Origin of the sequence: Nocardia brasiliensis NBRC 14402 (genome assembly GCF_000308475.2) — a bacterium.
Classification (GTDB): domain Bacteria; phylum Actinomycetota; class Actinomycetes; order Mycobacteriales; family Mycobacteriaceae; genus Nocardia; species Nocardia brasiliensis.
In genome coordinates, this window is the sequence record NZ_BAFT02000016.1 from 126,235 (window position 1) to 146,203 (window position 19,969).

17 protein-coding genes are annotated in these 19,969 nt (G+C 68.6%); 11 read left to right on the plus strand and 6 right to left on the minus strand.

What is annotated here, in order from left to right:
- Positions 1-14 precede the first annotated feature (14 nt).
- The 7 genes from TY25_RS03495 to gatB all read left to right on the plus strand — a co-directional run bounded on the left by TY25_RS03495 (position 15) and on the right by gatB (position 8,636).
- Entirely contained in the window at positions 15-842 is an 828-nt protein-coding gene (locus tag TY25_RS03495; protein ID WP_081868644.1) for a serine hydrolase, read from the plus strand.
- A gap of 117 nt (positions 843-959) precedes the next feature.
- Positions 960-2,618 (plus strand): serine/threonine-protein kinase, encoded by a 1,659-nt coding sequence (locus TY25_RS03500; RefSeq protein WP_042254216.1) that lies wholly within the window; start codon positions 960-962, stop codon positions 2,616-2,618.
- Between the two features lie 101 nt (positions 2,619-2,719).
- Positions 2,720-3,754, plus strand: a complete 1,035-nt coding sequence (locus tag TY25_RS03505) for an ATP-dependent 6-phosphofructokinase (protein ID WP_042254218.1) — start codon at positions 2,720-2,722, stop codon at positions 3,752-3,754.
- A gap of 81 nt (positions 3,755-3,835) precedes the next feature.
- On the plus strand, positions 3,836-4,279 hold the full coding sequence (locus tag TY25_RS03510; RefSeq protein ID WP_042254041.1) for a hypothetical protein: 444 nt from the start codon (positions 3,836-3,838) through the stop codon (positions 4,277-4,279).
- A 47-nt stretch (positions 4,280-4,326) separates the two neighbouring features.
- Positions 4,327-5,466 carry an MAB_1171c family putative transporter gene (locus TY25_RS03515; RefSeq protein WP_042254043.1) on the plus strand — a complete coding sequence of 380 codons (1,140 nt, stop codon included), beginning with the start codon at positions 4,327-4,329 and terminating at the stop codon, positions 5,464-5,466.
- 148 nt (positions 5,467-5,614) lie between these two features.
- Positions 5,615-6,997, plus strand: coding sequence for an alpha/beta hydrolase family protein (locus tag TY25_RS03520; protein WP_042254044.1), 1,383 nt, complete (start codon positions 5,615-5,617; stop codon positions 6,995-6,997).
- A gap of 133 nt (positions 6,998-7,130) precedes the next feature.
- Entirely contained in the window at positions 7,131-8,636 is a 1,506-nt protein-coding gene (gene gatB, locus TY25_RS03525) for an Asp-tRNA(Asn)/Glu-tRNA(Gln) amidotransferase subunit GatB (RefSeq protein WP_042254046.1), read from the plus strand.
- A 58-nt stretch (positions 8,637-8,694) separates the two neighbouring features.
- Here gatB and TY25_RS03530 read toward each other — a convergent pair whose 3' ends face one another.
- The gene (locus TY25_RS03530) at positions 8,695-9,798 is read right to left on the minus strand and encodes a PQQ-dependent sugar dehydrogenase (protein WP_042254047.1); all 1,104 of its coding nucleotides are present in this window, start codon (positions 9,796-9,798) and stop codon (positions 8,695-8,697) included.
- 178 nt (positions 9,799-9,976) lie between these two features.
- On the opposite strand from TY25_RS03530, the gene TY25_RS03535 reads away from it, so the two are divergent.
- Positions 9,977-10,837, plus strand: a complete 861-nt coding sequence (locus TY25_RS03535) for a DoxX family protein (RefSeq protein WP_052382786.1) — start codon at positions 9,977-9,979, stop codon at positions 10,835-10,837.
- Positions 10,838-10,896: 59 nt separating this feature from the next.
- On the opposite strand, the gene ilvD is transcribed toward TY25_RS03535, so the two are convergent.
- Positions 10,897-12,738, minus strand: a complete 1,842-nt coding sequence (gene ilvD, locus TY25_RS03540) for a dihydroxy-acid dehydratase (protein WP_042254049.1) — start codon at positions 12,736-12,738, stop codon at positions 10,897-10,899.
- 315 nt (positions 12,739-13,053) lie between these two features.
- Positions 13,054-13,521 carry a PH domain-containing protein gene (locus tag TY25_RS03545; protein WP_226887220.1) on the minus strand — a complete coding sequence of 156 codons (468 nt, stop codon included), beginning with the start codon at positions 13,519-13,521 and terminating at the stop codon, positions 13,054-13,056.
- Positions 13,522-13,971: 450 nt separating this feature from the next.
- On the opposite strand from TY25_RS03545, the gene TY25_RS03550 reads away from it, so the two are divergent.
- From TY25_RS03550 to ilvC, 3 genes are all read left to right on the plus strand, one after another.
- Positions 13,972-15,897 (plus strand): acetolactate synthase large subunit, encoded by a 1,926-nt coding sequence (locus TY25_RS03550; protein ID WP_042254052.1) that lies wholly within the window; start codon positions 13,972-13,974, stop codon positions 15,895-15,897.
- Complete coding sequence (gene ilvN, locus TY25_RS03555) at positions 15,894-16,397, plus strand: acetolactate synthase small subunit (protein ID WP_042254053.1); 504 nt, start codon at positions 15,894-15,896, stop codon at positions 16,395-16,397. The genes TY25_RS03550 and ilvN overlap by 4 nt, the downstream gene beginning before the upstream one ends.
- A 62-nt stretch (positions 16,398-16,459) precedes the next feature.
- Positions 16,460-17,461, plus strand: coding sequence for a ketol-acid reductoisomerase (ilvC, locus tag TY25_RS03560; RefSeq protein WP_171904443.1), 1,002 nt, complete (start codon positions 16,460-16,462; stop codon positions 17,459-17,461).
- Positions 17,462-17,521: 60 nt separating this feature from the next.
- Here ilvC and TY25_RS03565 read toward each other — a convergent pair whose 3' ends face one another.
- From TY25_RS03565 to TY25_RS03575, 3 genes are all read right to left on the minus strand, one after another.
- On the minus strand, positions 17,522-17,818 hold the full coding sequence (locus tag TY25_RS03565) for a hypothetical protein (protein WP_029898460.1): 297 nt from the start codon (positions 17,816-17,818) through the stop codon (positions 17,522-17,524).
- A gap of 287 nt (positions 17,819-18,105) precedes the next feature.
- A complete protein-coding gene (locus TY25_RS03570) occupies positions 18,106-19,326 on the minus strand; it encodes a cation:proton antiporter (RefSeq protein WP_042254054.1) in 1,221 nt (406 codons plus the stop codon).
- A gap of 154 nt (positions 19,327-19,480) precedes the next feature.
- On the minus strand, positions 19,481-19,900 hold the full coding sequence (locus tag TY25_RS03575; RefSeq protein ID WP_042254055.1) for a PPOX class F420-dependent oxidoreductase: 420 nt from the start codon (positions 19,898-19,900) through the stop codon (positions 19,481-19,483).
- Positions 19,901-19,969: the final 69 nt, after the last annotated feature.

Consider the following 19,969-nt stretch of genomic DNA (forward strand, 5'->3'; position numbering starts at 1 on the left):
GCGCGGTATTAGCCATGCTCTTGGCGTCCGGCTGCGGCACCGGTGCCGAGCAGTCGTCGGCGGAGCAGACCAGCATCACCGAGGCCGCCTCGCACGCGGATCAAAAGGGTCTGTCGATCACCGTGCCCGGTACGCTCGCGGCCGGGGTCGCCGAGTTGCAGGCCGGGGTCCGCGGGCATCTGGGCATGGCGATCATGCCGGTGGGCGGCGACCAGGTGGTCAGCTTCGGCGACTGGAGCACCGGGCCCGCCTGGTCGACCATGAAGGTGCCGTTGACGATCGCCGCACTGCGCCGCGATTCCAGCAGCTCCAATTACGCCGCCTCCGCGGCGATCACGGCCTCCGACAACGCCGCCGCCGACACGCTCTGGCAGTCGCTCGGCAGCGGTCAGGACGCGGCGCAGGCCGTGCAGTCGGTGTTGCGGGAGGGCGGGGACAGCAAGACCACCGTGCCCGCCACCCGGTCCAGGCCCGAGCATTCGGCGTTCGGTCAGGCGGATTGGTCGCTCACCGAACAGGTCCGCTTCGCCTCCCGGCTGCCCTGCCTGCCTGCGACCGCGAACGTCATCGACCTGATGGAGCAGGTGCAGCCGAGCCAGCGCTGGGGCCTCGGCGCCTTCTCCGGCGCGGAGTTCAAGGGCGGCTGGGGCCCGGACCCGAAGGGGGCGTATCTGGTCCGGCAGTTCGGCGTGATCTCGGCGCCGTCCGGGCAGATCGCCGTCGCGTTCGCCGCGCAGGCGGATTCGGGCGCGTTCTCCGACGGTATGACGATCCTGGACAAGCTGGCGACGCTCATTTCCCAGCACATCGACGAGCTGTCCGGCGGCACGTGCCCGGCCTGATCCGGCGCACTTGACCGGGTAACGGCGACACCCGAAAATCCCGACGTATCGGATGTGGGCCCGGCAGGGCCTACGGTTGTGGTGCGCCGGGTCGCGCGCGTGAGTGGAGGTAACGGGGTGGATGGACCGCGGACGCGGATCGGCACGGTTTTCGGTCCGTACCAGTTGCGCTCCCTACTGGGCCGCGGCGGCATGGGCGAGGTGTACGAGGCCTACGACACGGTGAAGGACCGGGTGGTCGCGGTCAAACTGCTGCCCACCGACCTCGCGAAGGATCCCGTCTTCCAGCAGCGGTTCCGGCGGGAGTCGCAGGCGGCCGCGCGGCTGGCCGAACCGCACGTCATCCCGATCCACGACTGGGGCGAGATCGACGGCGTGCTCTACATCGACATGCGCCTGGTGCGCGGGCACGACCTGCGTTCGGTGCTGCGCGGCGAGGGGCCACTGTCGCCGGCCCGCGCCATCGGCATCCTCGAGCAGATCGCGTCGGCGCTGGATGCCGCGCACGCCGAGGGGCTGGTGCACCGCGACGTCAAGCCCGCCAACATTCTGGTCACCGCCTCGGAGTTCGCCTACCTCGCCGACTTCGGTATCGCCCGGTCCGCGCAGGACCCCGACATGACCGGCACCGGCGCCGCCGCGATCGGTTCGTACAGCTACATCGCGCCGGAGCGTTTCGAGAACGGGCCGGTCACCGGGACCGCCGATGTCTACTCGCTGGCCTGCGTCCTCTACGAATGCCTCACCGGCACACAGCCTTTCCAGGCCGACGCGATGAGTGTACTGATCCGGTCCCATCTTTCGGCGCCGCCGCCGCGACCGAGCCTGGTGCGCGCGGGCGTGCCCGCCGCGCTGGACGAGGTGGTCGTGCGTGGCATGGCGAAGCAGCCCGCCGACCGCTACTCGACCGCGGGCGGCTTGGCCTCGGCCGCGAAATCGGCGCTCACCGGCCGCGCGGTGGTCGCGATCTCGCAGTTGCCCACCGACCGGATGCACCTGGTGTCGCCCAAAGCGCCACCGACGGTGGTGTTCCCGGCGGTCTCCCCGGACGACCCGAACCCGAGCGCCCTGCCGACGGACGCGATCGCGCGGCCGCCGGGCGGGCGCGCGCCGGTGGACACCGGACCGAGGCGACCCGACCCGGGACGGAGCTTCGTCGGCCCGCCGCGCGCGCAGCGCACCGACCCGCCCAGCCGTACCGATCTCCCGCGGGAGCCGCAGCGAACAGACTCCGGCCGCGGTGAATCGCGCCAGGGCGCGGTGGTTCAACGGGCCTCAGGTCTCGGCAGCAGCCGGGTGTACCGCGCGGATGTCGAGCCGAATATCGAGCAGCGACAAGATGATTCGACCAAAGAGCCGGAAACCCCGGTCCAGGCCGAGCGTCGATCGCGTTCGGGCAGGCCGAGATTGATCGCCGCCTGCGTGATCGTCGCGCTCGCGCTGATCGGCGTCGGCGGCTGGTTGCTGCGGGACCAGTTCACACCGGACCCGGTCACCCCGACCCTCGCGCCGGTACCCGCCAACGCCAAAGGGTGTGCGACGAAGTATCCACCCATGGGCCGTTTCACCTACTCCGCCATCGGTACCTCGGCCACCACCTGCGAATTCGCGGAGGAGGTGCGCAAGGCGTACGGCACCGGCCCGGACACCGACGGCACCCGTCCGGTCGCCGCGTTCAGTCCCGCCACCCAGCAGGACTACACGATGGAGTGCGTCACGCGCGATGGTCTGGTCACCTGTACCGGCGGGGCGAACGCGATCGTCTACATCTACTGACACGCACGCAGCCGCCGTCAGGCCGGGTCCGCGCACGCTGTTACGCAGGGTTTATGGGGGTCGACCTGCCGCGCGTGGCCGAGCCGGGCAAGATAGCGGCCATGCGCATCGGAGTTTTGACCGGAGGCGGCGACTGCCCTGGACTGAACGCGGTCATCCGTGCTGTCGTTCGCACCGCGAACGGCCGCTACGGCGACGCGATCGTCGGCTTCGAGGACGGTTGGCGTGGTCTATTGGAAGATCGCAAGATTCAGATCCACAACGACGATCGCACCGACCGGTTACTCGCCAAGGGCGGCACCATCCTCGGCACCGCTCGCACCAATCCCGACGTCCTGCGCGCCGGTCTCGGCCGGATCAAGCGCACCCTCGACGACAACGGCATCGACGCGTTGATCCCGATCGGTGGCGAGGGCACGCTCACCGCGGCCAGCTGGCTGTCCGACGAAGGCGTGCCGGTGGTCGGCGTGCCCAAGACCATCGACAACGACATCGACTGCACCGACGTGACTTTCGGCCACGACACGGCACTGAGCATCGCCAGCGAGGCGATCGACCGGCTGCACACCACCGCGGAATCGCATCAGCGCGTGATGCTGGTCGAGGTGATGGGCCGGCACGCGGGCTGGATCGCGGTGAACGCGGGTATGGCGGCCGGCGCGCACCTGACGCTGGTGCCCGAGGTGCCGTTCGACGTGGACCAGGTGTGCACCATGATCAAGCGCCGTTTCCAGCGCGGCGACAAGCATTTCATCTGCGTCGTCGCCGAAGGTTCGCATCCCGCCGAGGATTCCGGCTTCGCGCTGCGCGCGGGCGGGATCGACGAGTTCGGGCACGAACGGTTCACCGGTGTCGCCCAGCAGCTCGGCGCGGAGATCGAACGCCGCATCGGCAAGGAGGTCCGGACCACCGTGCTCGGTCACGTGCAGCGCGGCGGCAGCCCGACGCCCTACGATCGCGTCCTCGCCACCCGTTTCGGCCTGCACGCCGCGGAGGCGGTGCACGCCGGTCAGTTCGGGCAGATGGTCGCCCTGCACGGCAGCGCCATCGAACTCGTCCCGCTGTCCGAGGCCACCAAACAGCTCAAGCGGGTGCCGTCCGAGCGCTACCAGGAAGCCGAGGCGTTCTTCGGCTGATCCGGGCCTGCCGATCCGCTGTGTCCCCGGGCCGCAGCGGGTCGGCGCCTGACCGCGGATCGCCGAGTTACCCTGGCTGGCATGGCCGACCCCGCTGTGCACGACCTGCCCGACGCTGCCCGGACCGTTCTGCGCCGCCGCGCCGACGCCGCCGGTCTCCAGCTGGCCGCCTACCTGCGGGCGGAGCTGATCGCGCTGGCCGACCGCCGCAGCTCCGACGACACCGTCGTCGAATTCCTGGAATCCGAGGGCCGTGACCTGACGCCCGAGATCGACTCGGCCGCCGTCGCGCTCGTGGACGCCTACGACCTGCCCGCCGCCACGCTGGCCACCTTCGGTCGCCGCGCCCACGCCGCCGACCTCCCGCTCGGCGCCTACGTCCGCCGCGCCCTCATCGCCTCGGCCCGCCGCACCACCGTCGACGACGCGATGCTCGAATTCCGCGAACTCCGAGACGAGAACCCCGCTCTCATCCTCGACCTGGCCGCGCTCGCCGACTCCGTCCGCTACGCGCGCGGCGAGTAACGGTCGTTCGCTTACGCGATTCCGCGGCGCAGGTCAGGAGTTCGGTCGTGGGGTCGCCGGTGCCCGGGTCCGTCGCATGGTGGGTGATCGGTTATGTCGCGGCGGTCGGCGCAGCCAGGCTGGTCTTCGCCAGGGAGACGATGAGCGACCGGCTGATCAACTGGTTGATCGGGTGGACGCTGGCCGGGCTGCTGCTGTATCGATGTACGCCGACGCCCGATATCGCCAGTCTGTCGAATCAGCTCGCGCTGGGCTGCATCGTCATGACCGGCATGTATCTCTACGGACTGAGCCGGCTGTGGGAGACCGAGGCGGACCCGGCCGAGACGCGTTGGCGCCAGCGCGTTTACAACTGCATTGCGGTGCTGTCGACCGTGGTGATAGTGCTCGCCGGTCCGGTGGCGGCGGGCGCGGGCCGGCTGAGCGATCAGACGACCAACTGGGGCGGCATCGTTGTCTGGACGGCGTTCGCCCTGCCGCAGGCGGCGGCCTCGGTGGTACTGGTCCGGTTGTCCGTCCGGGAACTGCGCCGCGGCACGCTCGGCACCTTCGTACAGGTGGTCTGCTGCTCGATCGTCGTCGCGTGCGTGCCGTTCTGGCTCGAGCAGCAGCTCCCGTGGCTGCGGTGGGCTTTCGGGTGGGATATCGCGTATCCGCATATCGCGCGGGTGGAGTTCCTGTTCACGTTCGATACCGCGCTCGTCGTCGCGACCCTGTTCGTGGTCCCCGTCCTCGGCCGGTTGGCCGGGCTGGTGGGCTGGGATCGCGACGGCCGCATCTGCCGCCGGTTGCGGCCGCTGTGGTGTGCGGTCACCGCCGCGGTCCCCGAGATCGTCATGGACCCCGCCGCGAGTGGACAGCGCAGCGGCGACTCCACCGCGCGCTTGGTGCGCATGACCGTCGAGATCCGCGACGCACTACTGCATCTCGGCCCCTACCTCCCCGCCGATCCCGCGCCACCCCGGCGAAACACACCTGATCAGCAGTTGCGCGACTACGCGGCCTGTCTTCAGCAGGCCGCGCACGCCCGCCGCGCCGGCCGCACCCCGCCCGGCTACGGCCCTGTCCCGCAACCCTTCCCGACCGCCCAAGACTTCGACACCGAACTCCGTCACCTTCTGGACCTCGCCCGCGTGTGGTCTTCGTCGGCCCCCGCCCGCTCCCGCGCCCGCGGGACGGTCGGTTGACAAGTCCTGCGGGTGTCCCCGCGCGTGCCGGAGCGTTCGTCCAGTCGACTCGGCGAGGAAAGTCGCCGGCACTGCGGGCACTCGCCGTTTCTGATATCCCCAAAACGTTCCGGCGGACCTTCCGATTTCGCTCTGTACTGTTGATCGCATGCGCACCGGGCGAGTTGTCGCGTTGGCTCTGTTCGTCATTGCCGTGTTGGTCGCGGGGTGTTCGCGGTCGGATTCGAACCCACCGGAACCGACCACGGGCGACTGGCACGGGGCGATCGAGATACCCGGGCAGCCGGTGGAGGTCGGGGTGACGTTCACCGACAAGGGCACGGCCACCATCGACATCCCGAAGCAGGGCATGTCGGCGGTCGAGTTGAAGGATGTGCGCTCCGATCGCGACGGGGTGTCCTGGGCGATCGCCGACGTGCCCGGCGATCCGAAGTTCCAAGGCATCTACGACAAGGGCGCCGACCGGATCAACGGCGACTTCGTCCAGGGCGGACAGACTTTCAAGCTGTCGTTGCAGCGCGGCACGATCGCCCCGCTGACCCGTCCGCAGACCCCGCAGCCTCCGTTCCCGTACCAGTCCGAGGACGTCACCTACCGCAACGGCGACATCACCATCGCGGGCACGCTGACCAAACCGGAAGGCAACGGCAAGTTCCCGGCCGTCCTCATGATCACCGGCAGCGGCCCGCAGAACCGCGACGAAGAACTGTTCGGGCACAAGCCTTTCCTGGTGATCGCGGACAGCCTGACCAAGGCGGGTTACGCGGTGCTGCGCACCGATGACCGTGGAGTCGGCGGCACGAGCGGCAAGCTGGACGACGCGAACTACACCGATCTCGCCGGTGACGCCGCGGCCGGCGTCGGCTTCCTGCGCGGCCGTCCGGACATCGACCCGACGCGGGTCGGCCTGTTCGGCCACAGCGAGGGCGGCTATCTCGCCCCGCTGGTCGCCGCCCGCCCGGACAGCGGCGTCGCCTTCGTCATCGCGATGGCCGGACCCGCTGTGAGCGGCGCGGACGTGCTGATCGAGCAGACCAAGCTGATCGGCGCGGCGAACGAAACACCCGCCGACGAGCTGGACAAGTCGGTGCGCCAGACCACCGAGATCTCGGCGCTGCTGAAGGCCGGTGACATCGCGGGCGCGAAGGCATTGGCGCGCAAGCAGAACGCCGAGTCCCCGCCCGACCAGCGGGCGACCGACGAGCAGATCGACGCCAGCATGACCACGTACTTCGCGGCGTTGATCGCCTACGACCCGGCCCCGGCGCTGCAGGCGCTGCGCATGCCGGTGCTCGCGTTCTACGGCGGCAAGGATCTGCAGGTGCCGCCCGCGCAGAGCGAAGGGCCGATGCGCGCGAACCTCGCCGGTAACCCGGACGCGACGGTCCATGTCTTCCCCGGTCTGAACCACCTGATGCAACCCACCCAGACCGGTAACCCCAAGGAATACGTCGACATCGAGACCAGCGTCGCACCCGAGGTTCTCACCTACGTCACGGCCTGGTTGACCCAGCGCATCCCGCCGAAGTAGGCGGGGTATGAGCCCCTGCGATCGGGTCGAACGGCTTACATAGACTGTCAGGCATGAGTGAGCGCAGCGAGCGAAAAATGGGCACAGCCACCGGTGCGGTCATGCCGGAGCTGAGCGTCAGCGAGGCGCAGGCATGAGTGCGCCCACAGTCGACTTGATGGACTATTCGGATGTCATCGCCCGGTTCGAGCCGGTGCTTGGCATGGAGGTTCACGTCGAGCTGTCCACCGCGACCAAGATGTTCTGCGGTTGCCCGACCGAATTCGGCGCCGAGCCGAACACCCAGGTGTGCCCGGTGTGCCTCGGACTGCCCGGCTCGCTGCCGGTGGTGAACGAGAAGGCCGTCGAGTCGGCGATTCGCATCGGGCTCGCGCTGAACTGTTCGATCACGCCGTGGGGACGGTTCGCGCGCAAGAACTACTTCTACCCCGACCAGCCGAAGAACTATCAGATCAGCCAGTACGACGAGCCGATCGCCACGAACGGTCACCTCGACGTGGTGCTCGACGACGGCAGCACGTTCCGGGTGGAGATCGAGCGCGCGCACATGGAGGAGGACACCGGCAAGTCGACCCACGTCGGCGGTGCCACGGGCCGCATCCACGGCGCCAGCCACTCGCTGCTCGACTACAACCGCGCGGGTGTGCCGCTGATCGAGATCGTCACCAAGCCGATCACCGGTGCGGGGGAGCGGGCGCCGGAGGTGGCGCGTGCCTATGTGACCGCGCTGCGTGAGGTGCTCAAATCGCTCGATGTGTCCGACGTCAAGATGGAGCAGGGTTCGCTGCGCTGCGACGCCAACGTCTCGCTGATGGATATCGGCGCAACGGAGTTCGGCACCCGCACCGAGACCAAGAACGTCAACTCACTCAAGAGCGTCGAGGTCGCGGTGCGGTTCGAGATGCGCAGGCAGGCCGCGGTGCTGGCCGGCGGCGGCAGCATCGTGCAGGAGACCAGGCATTTCCACGAGACCGACGGCACCACCTCGCCGGGCCGGGTCAAGGAGACCGCCGAGGACTACCGCTACTTCCCCGAACCGGATCTGGAACCCGTTGCGCCCGCGGCGGACTGGGTGGAACAGCTGCGCGGCACCATTCCGGAGTACCCGTGGTTGCGCCGGGCCCGGATCCAGGCCGACTGGGGCCTGTCGGACGAGGTGATGCGCGATCTGGTGAACGCGGGTGCGCTCGATCTGATCATCGCCACCGTCGACGCGGGCGCCCCGGCCAACGAAGCCCGCTCGTGGTGGGTCGCCTACCTGACCGAAAAGGCCAAGGAGCGCGAGGTTTCGCTGGAGGACCTGCCGATCACCCCGGCCCAGGTCGCCGCGGTGATCAACCTGGTCGAGGCGAAGACGGTGAACAACAAGGTCGCCAAGCAGGTCGTCGATTTCGTGCTGGCGGGCGAGGGCGATCCGGCGCAGATCGTCGAGGCCAAGGGCTTGGGCATGGTCAGCGACGACAGCGCGCTACAGGCCGAAGTGGAGAAGGCGCTCGCCGCGAACCCCGATATCGCCGAGAAGATCCGCTCCGGCAAGGTGCAGGCCGCGGGCAAGATCGTCGGCGACGTCATGAAGGCCACCCGTGGTCAGGCCGACGCCGCGCGGGTGCGCGAACTCGTCATCGCCGCTTGCAGCTGAGTGCCGGAACAGATCAGGGGCCGACTCCGCGGAGTCGGCCCCTGATCGGTGTCTGCGGCTAGTCCGGGCCGCCGCCACCCGCCTGCGGCGGCGGAATGCGTACCACCCGATCGTCATTCGGCCCCGGTTGGCCGTCGGTCTTGTTCACCGTGCCCACCCAGATGGTGCCGTCGGGGCCGACCGCCGCGCCACCGAGCTGCCCGTACTTGTCCTGCGCGAGCATGGTGGGGGCGGCGGTGACGGCGTGGGTGTTCGGGTCGGCGGCCGCGATGGCCAGCGCCTTTCCCTTGGTCAGTGAGATCGCCACGCCATCGGTGGCGGCGGCGCAGCCCGCGACACCGGGACGGTCGGGCCAGGTCCACGCGGTGGTGACGCTGCCGTCGCCGCCGAGCCGTTGCAGCCGGTCCTCGACCGCGGTGCGGTCGGTGATCCAGACGCTGTCCTTGTTGTCCCGGCAGATATCGCCCGCGATCCCGATGCCGGACAGGGCGACCTCGGCGTTGGCGCCGGGGGCCGGCGAGTTCACCCGCAGCAGCTTGCCCGCCAGCGAGGCCGGTGAACTCGCCGCGCCGGGATTGCCCGCGTCGCCGGTGAGCACCAGCATCTGGCCGGGCGTGGCGAATTCGATGGCACCGTGATTTCCGCTCGGCCCCTTCGGGATTCCGGTCAGGATGTCCTTGGGCGGTCCGCCGCCCTCGGCGATCCGCACCACCCGGTTGTCGCTTGCGGTGGTGATGTAGGCGTAGATCAGCCCGTCCTCGTGGAAGGTGGGGGAGAGCACGATGTCGCTCAGGCCGCCGTCGCTGGAGCCGTCCACGTCCACCCGGGCGAATTCGGTGGTCGGCGTCTCGGGGGCGACCTTGAGGATGCGTCCGGTGCGGCGCTCGGCGACCAGTGCGCCGTCGCCGAGTGCGACCAAACCACCGGTGGTGTCCAAGCAGGTGGCCACCACGGCCGGATCCGGGTCGATGCACGGACCGCTGGGGCGGGTGGTGGAGGTGGGCGGCTGCGACGGCTTCTTCGGGTCGATGTTCGCGCCGTGCAGCGTCGGCTCAGGGGTGAACGGGCTCGACGCCGAATCATCGAACCGCGCGCATCCGGTCACCAGCGCGGACCCCACCGCCACGGTCACCGCGACGCGACCAATGCCAACCAACCTCATAGCTCAGACGTTACGGAAATCTTCTCGCCCGCGCCCCTTCGCCCCACCTTTGCGCCCGGGTATTTCGTCCTGGGGCGGGCAGGCCCGGAATCGGGCGTGGCGCTGTTGCCCGTGACACAGCGTCTCGTGCGCCGTGTTCGGGGCCTGTTCCGGGGGAGCGCGGCTTAAGGTATTGGCCGTGACCGACAAGTCGAAAGACACTTCCGAATCCTCGGCGGCCCAGGGTTCGACGCCGTCCACGGCCGAGCAGTCGGCGGTGTCGTCCACCGGTCGGGGCGTCAGCAGCCCCTTCGATTCGCCGACCGAGCAGTTCCCGAAGCTGACCAAGGACGTGCCGCGCACGGAGGACGAACTCGGCCTCGACCCCGGTCCCGACGTGCCGACCGTCGGTGCGGACGGTCTGTCGGCGGACACCCCGACCTACGCCTACGCGAGCATCCCGCCCGCCGCGAACCCGCCGGGCGACACCGCTCGGCTGCGCCGCCGCAACCGCGAAACCCAGCGCGGCACCCTGGATTTCGGCTTGTTCCTGCTGCGCCTGGTGGTCGGCGGCACGTTCATCTATCACGGCCTGCAGAAGCTCACCGGCTGGTTCCACGGCCCCGGCCTGGACGGCACCCGCGACATGATGGCCAACGGCGGCTGGGATCACCCCACCCTGTCGGCCATCCTGGTCACGGTCGGTGAGCTCGGCGGCGGTGTGCTGCTCGTGCTCGGCCTGACCACGCCGTTCGCCGCGGGCGCCCTGCTCGCCGTCATCCTCGACGCGTGGGCCTGGAAGCAGGGCATGATCCCCGGCTTCCAATACAAGGCGGGCGTGCAGACCGGCGTCGAAATGGAGAGCATCCTCGTCGGCACCACCGCCGTTCTCGTTCTCACCGGGCCGGGCCGCTGGGCGCTCGATCGCAACCGCGGCTGGGCCACCCGCCCGTTCGCCGGTTCCTTCGTGGTGCTCGTCCTGGCCATCGTCGCCGCCGTACTCGCCTACTGGTACCTGCACGGCGGCAACCCCCTGACCGGAATCGGTCCCTTCGACTGATCCGACGGCGAAAACAGCGATGGCGCCCTCCGCGGAGGGCGCCATCGTCGTTGTAGGGCTTACGGCACGTAGCGGACCGCGCCCTTGTCGGCCGACGTGGCGAGCGCGGCGTAGGCGCGCAGCGCCGTGGTGACCGGACGGTCGCGGTTCACCGGCTGCCAAGGGCGTTCGGCGGCTTCCATTTTGGCGCGGCGCTCGGCCAGCACGGCGTCGTCCACCAGCACCTCGAGCGACCGGGTGCTGACGTCGATGCGGATCTGGTCGCCGTTCTCGATCAAGCCGATGGTGCCGCCGCTGGCCGCCTCGGGGGAGATGTGGCCGATGGACAGACCCGAGGTGCCGCCGGAGAAACGACCGTCGGTGATCAGCGCGCACTGCTTGCCCAGCCCCGCGCCCTTGAGGAACGCGGTGGGGTGCAACATCTCCTGCATGCCGGGCCCGCCCGCGGGACCTTCGTAACGGACGACGAGCACGTCACCGGGCTTGATCGTCTTGTTGAGGATCACCGAGACCGCCTCCTCCTGGGATTCCACGACGAGCGCGGGCCCCTGGAAGGTGAACAGTTCCTCGTCGATGCCCGCGGTCTTGAGCACGGCGCCGTCGGGAGCGACGTTGCCGCGCAACACGACCAGGCCGCCCTCCTTCGTGTACGCGTGCTCGATATCGCGGATGCACCCGCCCGCGGCATCGGTGTCGAGCGAGGACCAGCGATTCGCGGTGGAGAACGGCTCGGTCGTGCGCACGCCGCCCGGCGCGGCGTGGAACAGCTCGATCGCCTCGTCGGAAGCCTTGCCGGAGCGGATGTCCCAGGTGTCGAGCCACTCGTCGAAGCTGCGCGAATGCACCGTGCGCACCTCGGTTTCGAGCAGTCCGGCACGGCGCAGCTCGCCCAGGATGGCGGGAATGCCGCCGGCCCGGTGCACGTCCTCCATGTGGTAGTCGGAGTTGGGCGACACCTTGGACAGGGTCGGCACCCGGCGGCTGGTCTCCTCGATGGTGTGCAGATCGAAGTCGATCTCGCCCTCCTGCGCGGCGGCCAGCGTGTGCAGCACCGTGTTGGTGGAGCCGCCCATCGCGACGTCGAGCGCCATCGCGTTGCGGAAAGCCTTGGCATCGGCCACGTTCCGCGGCAGCACCGACGCGTCGTCCGCGCGGTACCAGCGGTTGGCGATATCGACGATCACGGTGCCCGCCCGCTCGAACAGCGCCCGGCGCGCTTCGTGGGTGGCCAGCGTGGAACCGTTGCCCGGCAACGCGAGTCCCAGCGCCTCGGTGAGGCAGTTCATCGAGTTCGCGGTGAACATGCCCGAGCACGACCCGCAGGTCGGGCAGGCGGACCGTTCGACCTCCGACAAACCCTCCTCGGACACAGCCTGATTCGCGCTCGCGGAGATCGCGGTGATCAGGTCGGTCGGGGCCTGCGCGACGCCGCCGACCACGACGGCCTTACCGGCCTCCATCGGCCCGCCGGAGACGAACACCGCCGGAATGTTCAGCCGCATAGCGGCATTCAGCATGCCGGGGGTGATCTTGTCGCAGTTGGAGATGCACACCAGCGCGTCGGCGGTGTGCGCGTTCGCCATGTATTCCACGGAGTCGGCGATGATTTCGCGCGAGGGCAGCGAGTAGAGCATGCCGCCGTGGCCCATCGCGATGCCGTCGTCGACAGCGATGGTGTGGAATTCGCGGGGCACACCGCCGGCGGCCCGTACCGCCTCGGCAACGATCTCGCCGACGTTCTTCAGGTGCACATGGCCGGGCACGAACTGGGTGTAGGAGTTCGCGATGGCGATGATCGGCTTGCCGAAATCGGTGTCGGTCATGCCGGTGGCGCGCCAGAGCGCGCGGGCGCCTGCGGCATTGCGGCCGACGGTGGTGGTGCGTGAACGAAGCGGTGGCATAGAGGGTCCTCGGTCTGGTCGCGGGGGCTGCGGTGCGACGGGCGCGGAGCTGGCTCCGCGGCCGTTTCACGGTACTCCCGCGTGGAGGTGGGCTTACTGCCGGTCGGGCGCGGCTCGTGGCCGTCGGCCCGGTCCGTGCCAGGTGGTGCGGTGTCGTGGTCGCCGCGAGTGGTGGTCGTCGGCGCTGACGGTGTCGCCGGAGGTGCCGGCCCGTCGGGCTCGCGGGGTGCGCGCCGGGACGGATCCGCCCGACGCGGTGACCGCATCGCATAGCCGACAACATCGTAGCGTCGGCCGTTTGTTCCGGCGCGCGCCTTATTGCGCGTTCTTGTCCCCGGGGGTGTTCTCGGTTTTGCCGTCGGCATCGGTGTTCGCGCTTTCAGCGCTCGCGGTGTCATCACTCGACTCGTCGGCCGATTCCGCGTCCGCCGAATTGTCGGCCGGCTCTTCCTTGGGCACCACATACGGATCGGGAATCCACCCGTGCGAGGCCGCCGCCAGATCCCGCACCCGGTCATAACTCACCGCGGGTAATTTCACCTCGGTGCCGTCCACCAGATCGGCGCGCACGTATCCACGCTTCGGGATACGCACCCCCTTCAGCTGAGACCAGTCCAGGTGCCGCGAGCCGAATACGGTCCGCAGATCGAGCCCGGCATCGGACACCGTGGTCTGGGTCCGCTGCACCCAGACGGCCACCGCGACGGGGATCAGCAGCAGCGGCCACAGCCCGGCGGGCCAGCCGACGAACATGAAGAACATGCACATCAGAAGGATGAACACGCCTAGGAAGGCCAGGCGTGGGATGCGGATCACAGTGGCGGTCGAGGCGCTACCCGTATCCGATCCCTCGGTGGCGGTGTGGGACGATTTAGCCGGTGGCACGGACTGATGCGGTGATGACACACCACCATCCTCGCATCCTGGTGAAGGACCCAAGCAGCCGCACTATCCCACATAATGGGAGCTGTTTGACTCTTCGGCCAACGCACACATACCGTCATGCGCGTGAACCGAAACGAGTTGCTCGTAATCGGCCGGCGCGTCCAGCGTTGAGCCTGACTACCTGAGTCGAATACGTCAGCTCGCGTTGCGACGCGCCACCCTCGAACAGCCATGCGCTGTCGGGGGCTTTTTTGTGTTCGGACGAATTGTCCGACAGGGCGAGTCGCAAGACACCGCATGTCAGACACAAATCCGGGGTCAGAACGACAAGCAGTTAGGAACAAGACGGTGAGTGCACCTACCGCACGGCCCGGGCCCTCGGCCCGCAGGCCGGCGCCTGCGGCCCATCAGCCGGGCGCCGGCAGCTCGACGACGCAGGCCAACCGCCGCCAGGTCCCGCCCGAGCGGGTCACCGGCGCGCAGTCGGTCGTCCGTTCGCTCGAAGAGCTCGGCGTCGACACGGTATTCGGCATTCCCGGCGGCGCGATTCTCCCGGTCTACGACCCGCTGTTCGACTCGACCAAGGTGCGCCACGTGCTGGTCCGGCACGAGCAGGGCGCGGGTCACGCCGCGACCGGCTACGCGCAGGCCACCGGCAAGGTCGGGGTCTGCATGGCCACCTCCGGTCCGGGCGCCACCAACCTGGTCACCCCGATCGCCGACGCGCAGATGGACTCGGTGCCGATCGTCGCGATCACCGGGCAGGTCGGTCGCGGACTGATCGGCACGGACGCCTTCCAAGAGGCCGACATCTCCGGCATCACCATGCCGATCACCAAGCACAACTTCCTCATCACCGAGGGCGTGGACATCCCGCGCATCATCGCCGAGGCGTTCTACCTGGCCGCCAGCGGCCGGCCGGGCGCGGTGCTCGTCGACATCCCGAAGGACGTGCTGCAGATGCAGACGACCTTCAGCTGGCCGCCGGAGATGCGGCTGCCCGGCTACCGTCCGGTGACCAAGCCACACGGCAAGCAGGTGCGCGAGGCCGCGCGGATGATCCTGGAAGCCAAGTCGCCGGTGCTCTACGTCGGCGGCGGCGTGATCAAGGCCGACGCCTCGCCGGAACTGCTGGAACTGGCCGAGCTGACCGGCATCCCCGTGGTCACCACGCTGATGGCGCGCGGCGCGTTCCCGGACAGTCACCAGCTCAACATGGGCATGCCCGGCATGCACGGCACGGTGGGAGCCGTTGCGGCACTGCAACGCTCGGATCTGCTGATCACCCTCGGCGCGCGCTTCGACGACCGGGTCACCGGTCAGCTCGACTCGTTCGCGCCGGACGCCCGGGTGATCCACGCCGATATCGACCCGGCCGAGATCGGCAAGAACCGGCACGCCGACGTCCCGATCGTGGGCGACTGCCGCGAGGTGATCATCGAGCTGATCGAGACGCTGAAGGCCGAGCCGACCGCCACGACACCGCTGCTCGATCTGGCCGACTGGTGGAAGTACCTGGACGGCGTGCGCAAGAGCTACCCGCTCGGCTGGACCACGCCCAGCGACGGTTCGCTCTCGCCCGAATTCGTCATCGAAGCCCTGGGCCGCCTGGCCGGGCCCGATGCCGTCTACTGTGCCGGCGTCGGCCAGCACCAGATGTGGGCCGCGCAGTTCATCAAGTACGAAAAGCCGCGCACCTGGCTGAATTCCGGCGGTCTGGGCACCATGGGCTACGCCGTGCCCGCCGCCATGGGCGCCAAGATGGGCGCGCCGGAGAAAGAGGTGTGGGCGGTCGACGGTGACGGCTGCTTCCAGATGACCAACCAGGAGCTGGCCACCTGCGCCGTCGAGGGCGTGCCGATCAAGGTCGCGCTGATCAACAACGGCAACCTCGGCATGGTCCGGCAGTGGCAGACGCTGTTCTACGAGGAGCGCTACTCCAACACCGATCTCGGCACGCACACCCTGCGCATCCCCGACTTCGTCAAGCTCGCCGAAGCTCTTGGCTGCCACGGCATCCGGGTCGAGCGCGAGGAGGACGTGGAGGCCGCGATCCGCGAGGCACAGGCCATCAACGACCGCCCCGTGGTGATCGACTTCATCGTCGGCAAGGACGCCCAGGTGTGGCCGATGGTCGCCGCGGGCACCAGCAACGACGAGATCATGGCCGCCCGCGGCATCCGCCCGCTGTTCGACGAGGACGAGCAGGCCGCCGAGCCCGCCGTCATCCACGAGGCGATGTCGCACGAGAAGAACAAGGGGAGTGAGCAGTGAGCACGACACACACTTTGAGTGTGCTGGTCGAGGACAAGCCGGGCGTGCTGGCTCGGGTTGCGGCACTGTTCTCGCGCCGCGGCTTCAATATCGAGTCGCTGGCCGTCGGCGGCACCGAGCTGCCGGAGATCTCCCGGATGACCATCGTCGTCACCGTCGAGGACCTGCCGCTCGAGCAGGTCACCAAGCAGCTCAACAAGCTGGTGAACGTCATCAAGATCGTCGAGCAGGACTCCGACAGCTCGGTGGCCCGCGAGCTGATCCTGGTGAAGGTGCGTGCGGATGCCAGCGTGCGGACCCAGGTGATCGAGGCGGTTACGCTCTTCCGGGCGAAAGTGATCGACGTCTCCCCGGACGCGCTCACCGTCGAGGCGACCGGCACCCGGTCCAAGCTCGACGCGCTGCTGCGCATGCTGGAGCCGTACGGCATCCGGGAGATCGTGCAGTCCGGTGTGGTCGCCGTCGGCCGTGGGCCGAAGTCGATCACGGCGACGCGCTAGCGCTCGCAAATCTCAGACCTATACAGAAAAATCCAGAAGGGAACCAACCAGTGGCAGTCGAGATGTTCTACGACGACGACGCCGACCTGTCGATCATCCAGGGCCGCAAGGTCGCTGTCATCGGCTACGGCAGCCAGGGCCACGCGCACTCGCTGAGCCTGCGCGACTCCGGTGTCGAGGTCCGCGTCGGCCTCGCGGAGGGTTCGAAGTCGCGGCCCAAGGCCGAGGAGGCGGGCCTGACCGTCGGTACGCCGGCCGAGGTTTCGGCATGGGCCGACGTGATCATGGTGCTGGCCCCCGACACCGCCCAGGCGTCGATCTTCACCAACGACATCGAGCCCAACCTGAAGGACGGCGACGCGCTGTTCTTCGGCCACGGCCTCAACATCCACTTCGGCCTGATCAAGGCGCCGGAGTTCATCACCGTCGCGATGGTCGCGCCGAAGGGCCCCGGCCACCTGGTGCGTCGTCAGTTCGTCGACGGTAAGGGCGTGCCCGCGCTGATCGCGGTCGACCAGGATCCGAAGGGCGAGGGTCAGGCGCTGGCCCTGTCCTACGCGAAGGCGATCGGCGGCGCGCGTGCCGGCGTCATCAAGACCACCTTCAAGGAAGAGACCGAGACCGACCTGTTCGGCGAGCAGGCCGTGCTCTGCGGCGGCACCGAGGAACTGGTCAAGACCGGTTTCGAGGTCATGGTCGAAGCCGGTTACGCGCCGGAGATGGCGTACTTCGAGGTGCTGCACGAGCTCAAGCTCATCGTCGACCTGATGTACGAGGGCGGCATCGCCCGGATGAACTACTCGGTCTCCGACACCGCCGAGTTCGGTGGCTACCTGTCGGGCCCGCGGGTCATCGACGCCGACACCAAGAAGCGGATGCAGGACATCCTCAAGGACATCCAGGACGGCACCTTCGTCAAGCGCCTCGTCGCCAACGTCGAGGGTGGCAACAAGGAGCTCGAGGGTCTGCGCAAGCAGAATGCCGAGCACCCGATCGAGGTCACCGGCGCCAAGCTGCGCGGCCTGATGAGCTGGGTCGACCGGCCGATCACCGAAACCGCGTAGGTTTCCGACTGCGCGTGGCCCGGCACCCGAATGGTGCCGGGCCACCGTCGTTTCCGGGGACTAGCTGCTGCCGAACAGGCCGTGCGGGCGGTTCTGGCGGAACTGCCAGAACGGGTCGTCGTGCCTGCCGCGGTCGAACGGGCCGTTGTTGCAGCGCCAGTTCTCGAACGGGCCGAAATCGCAGTTGTGGTTGTGGTGCGGCCGGTGCCGGACCTCGGTGACGCCCGGCACGGCGATGTTCGCGTCCGCCGAGGCCGGAATGGCCATGGCGGTCAACGGAACAGCGACGATCGCACCGGCGACGGCGGCCCGCGCCAGCAGACGCCGCGACGGCGTGGACTTGGTGGTGGAGAACAACGTGGATCCTTTCACTCTGCGGCGAACTGTGCGTTCACCATCCCCCGGCTGCGGTCTGTCCACGTCGCACAGCGGTCGCTGACATGCGCGCCGCGAACAGGTCGGGATCAACTGTGTCGCCGCTACTTCGCGAGGCGCCCCCGGCATACCCGGCGCAGCACCGACTGCACGGTCTCACTCTCGCGCATCCGGCGCGCCACGTCACGGGTGTTGTCCCCATTCCGGAGAATTTCAGTCATTGGTATTAGGGGTTAACCCCCATACACGGATCGGCTGTGAGCCCAGGCCTATCCTGCCCCCGCGGCTATTCCCTTGTCGCGCCGTCGCTTACCGAGACGTTCCGCGATCAGCGGCGCCCCGATGCCGTGCAGGATCACGCTGCCGACGACCACCACCAGGGTCACGCCGATCACGAGGAACGCGTCGTCATCGTTGCGCAAGCCGTTGAAGGCCAGCAGCGCGAACACGATCGACGCCACACCGCGCGGCCCGAGCAGGCCGATCATGAGCCGCTCCCGCCTGGTGAACGGCGAACCGAGCAACGAGAGCGCGACCGGCACGAGGCGGACCAGCGTCAACGCGAGCAGCCCGTAGACGATGACCTGCCAGCTGAGCCAGGACAGCGTCGCCGCCGCCACATTGCCGACGATGAACCACATTGCCAGCCCGGAGAACTCGGCGACGTCCTCGGTCGATTGCAGTGGCTCGCCGGGCAGTTCGTGCCGGGTCGTGCTGTAGGCGATGCCCGCCAGGAAGGCGGCCACGAATCCGTTGCCGTCGAGCCAGACCGCGACGCTGTAGGTGAGCACGGGAATCGCGATAGTCCCGATGCGTACGGCGCGCGCGTCCGTCCAGCGTTTGCGGGCGGCGAAGGTCATGCAATATCCGGCCAGCGCCCCGATGGACAGTCCGATGAGGATCGATTTCACCACCGCGGGCACCGCGTGACCGAGGGCGTTCAGCGCCTGGTCGGAGTCCGCGCTGGCCTCCGCCGCGGCCAGCGCGAACAGGAAGATCGGGGCGACGAGTCCGTCGTTGAATCCGCTCTCCACGTTGAGCGCGTGCCGAACCCGTTCCGGCACCCGCAGATCCCGCACGATCGCCTGCGCGGGCACCAGGTCGATCGGGATCACGATGCACGCGATCAACAGCAGCACGGTCCACGAAACACCCGGCAGCAGCACGAATCCGAGCAGATACGCGGCACCGAGGCTCAACGGGAAGGCGAGGAAGAGCAGCCGGAAGATCCCGGTGTGCCGCCGCCCCGACAGGCCGTCGCGCACCTCGGTCGCATCGGTGAAAAGGAACAGCGCCAAAATGAATTCGACGATCCGCTGTGCCGTGTCGGTGTTGATCGCCGCGGTCAGCCAGTGGTCGCTGCTCCAGCTGACCACCGCGCCGACCAGCACCATCGCCAGCGGTGCGGTCACCTTCCAGCGCGCCATCGTCCGGGACAGGCACGACCAGATCAGGATGACCGTCATCGTCGCGGCGATCGCAATGAACATGAGTCTCCCGATTCCGGCCCATGAGCGGGTGTCGTCCGCTGCGCGGCAGCCTGCCCGTTGACAGCAAACGACGAGCTTACTCGGGGCGGGGCGGTTCCCTGTGGTCCAACTCGGGAATTCATGATCAACGGCACAGGACGGGGCTTCGTGCCCCTCAGCTGACGTTGCGTGACTCTCCGTCCGGATTGGCGTGGTCGAGGTGCCAGCTCTTGATCCGGCGGGGGTGGATGCGGATGATGTCGTTCGAGAACCAGTCCGGCGCGACCGGCGGCACGTCCACCGTCAGGGTTTCCACCACGCCCCGGATCTCGATGCCGCGACCCCAGCCGGGTTTGACGGCGCCCGGCTCGTCCGGCGTCATGTCGTCGATCAGCAGGCTGACCCGGGGGTTCCCGAGTATGTTCTTGTAGCGTTGTGTCGCAACATGATTCGGCCCGCCGATATCGATGGTGTCGTCCGCGTTGAGCCGGAACCCCAAGGCGGTGAGCTGCGGTGCGCCCTTGGCGGAGACGGTGGCGAGGCGGGCCAGCCGCTGACCGGCGAGATAGGCGCGTTCGATGTCGGTGAAGATCATGGCTCGACGGTAGAACCTCGAGTGCGGTTCAGTTCAAGCCCTGGTAGCGGGGCGTTCTAGACTGGCTAC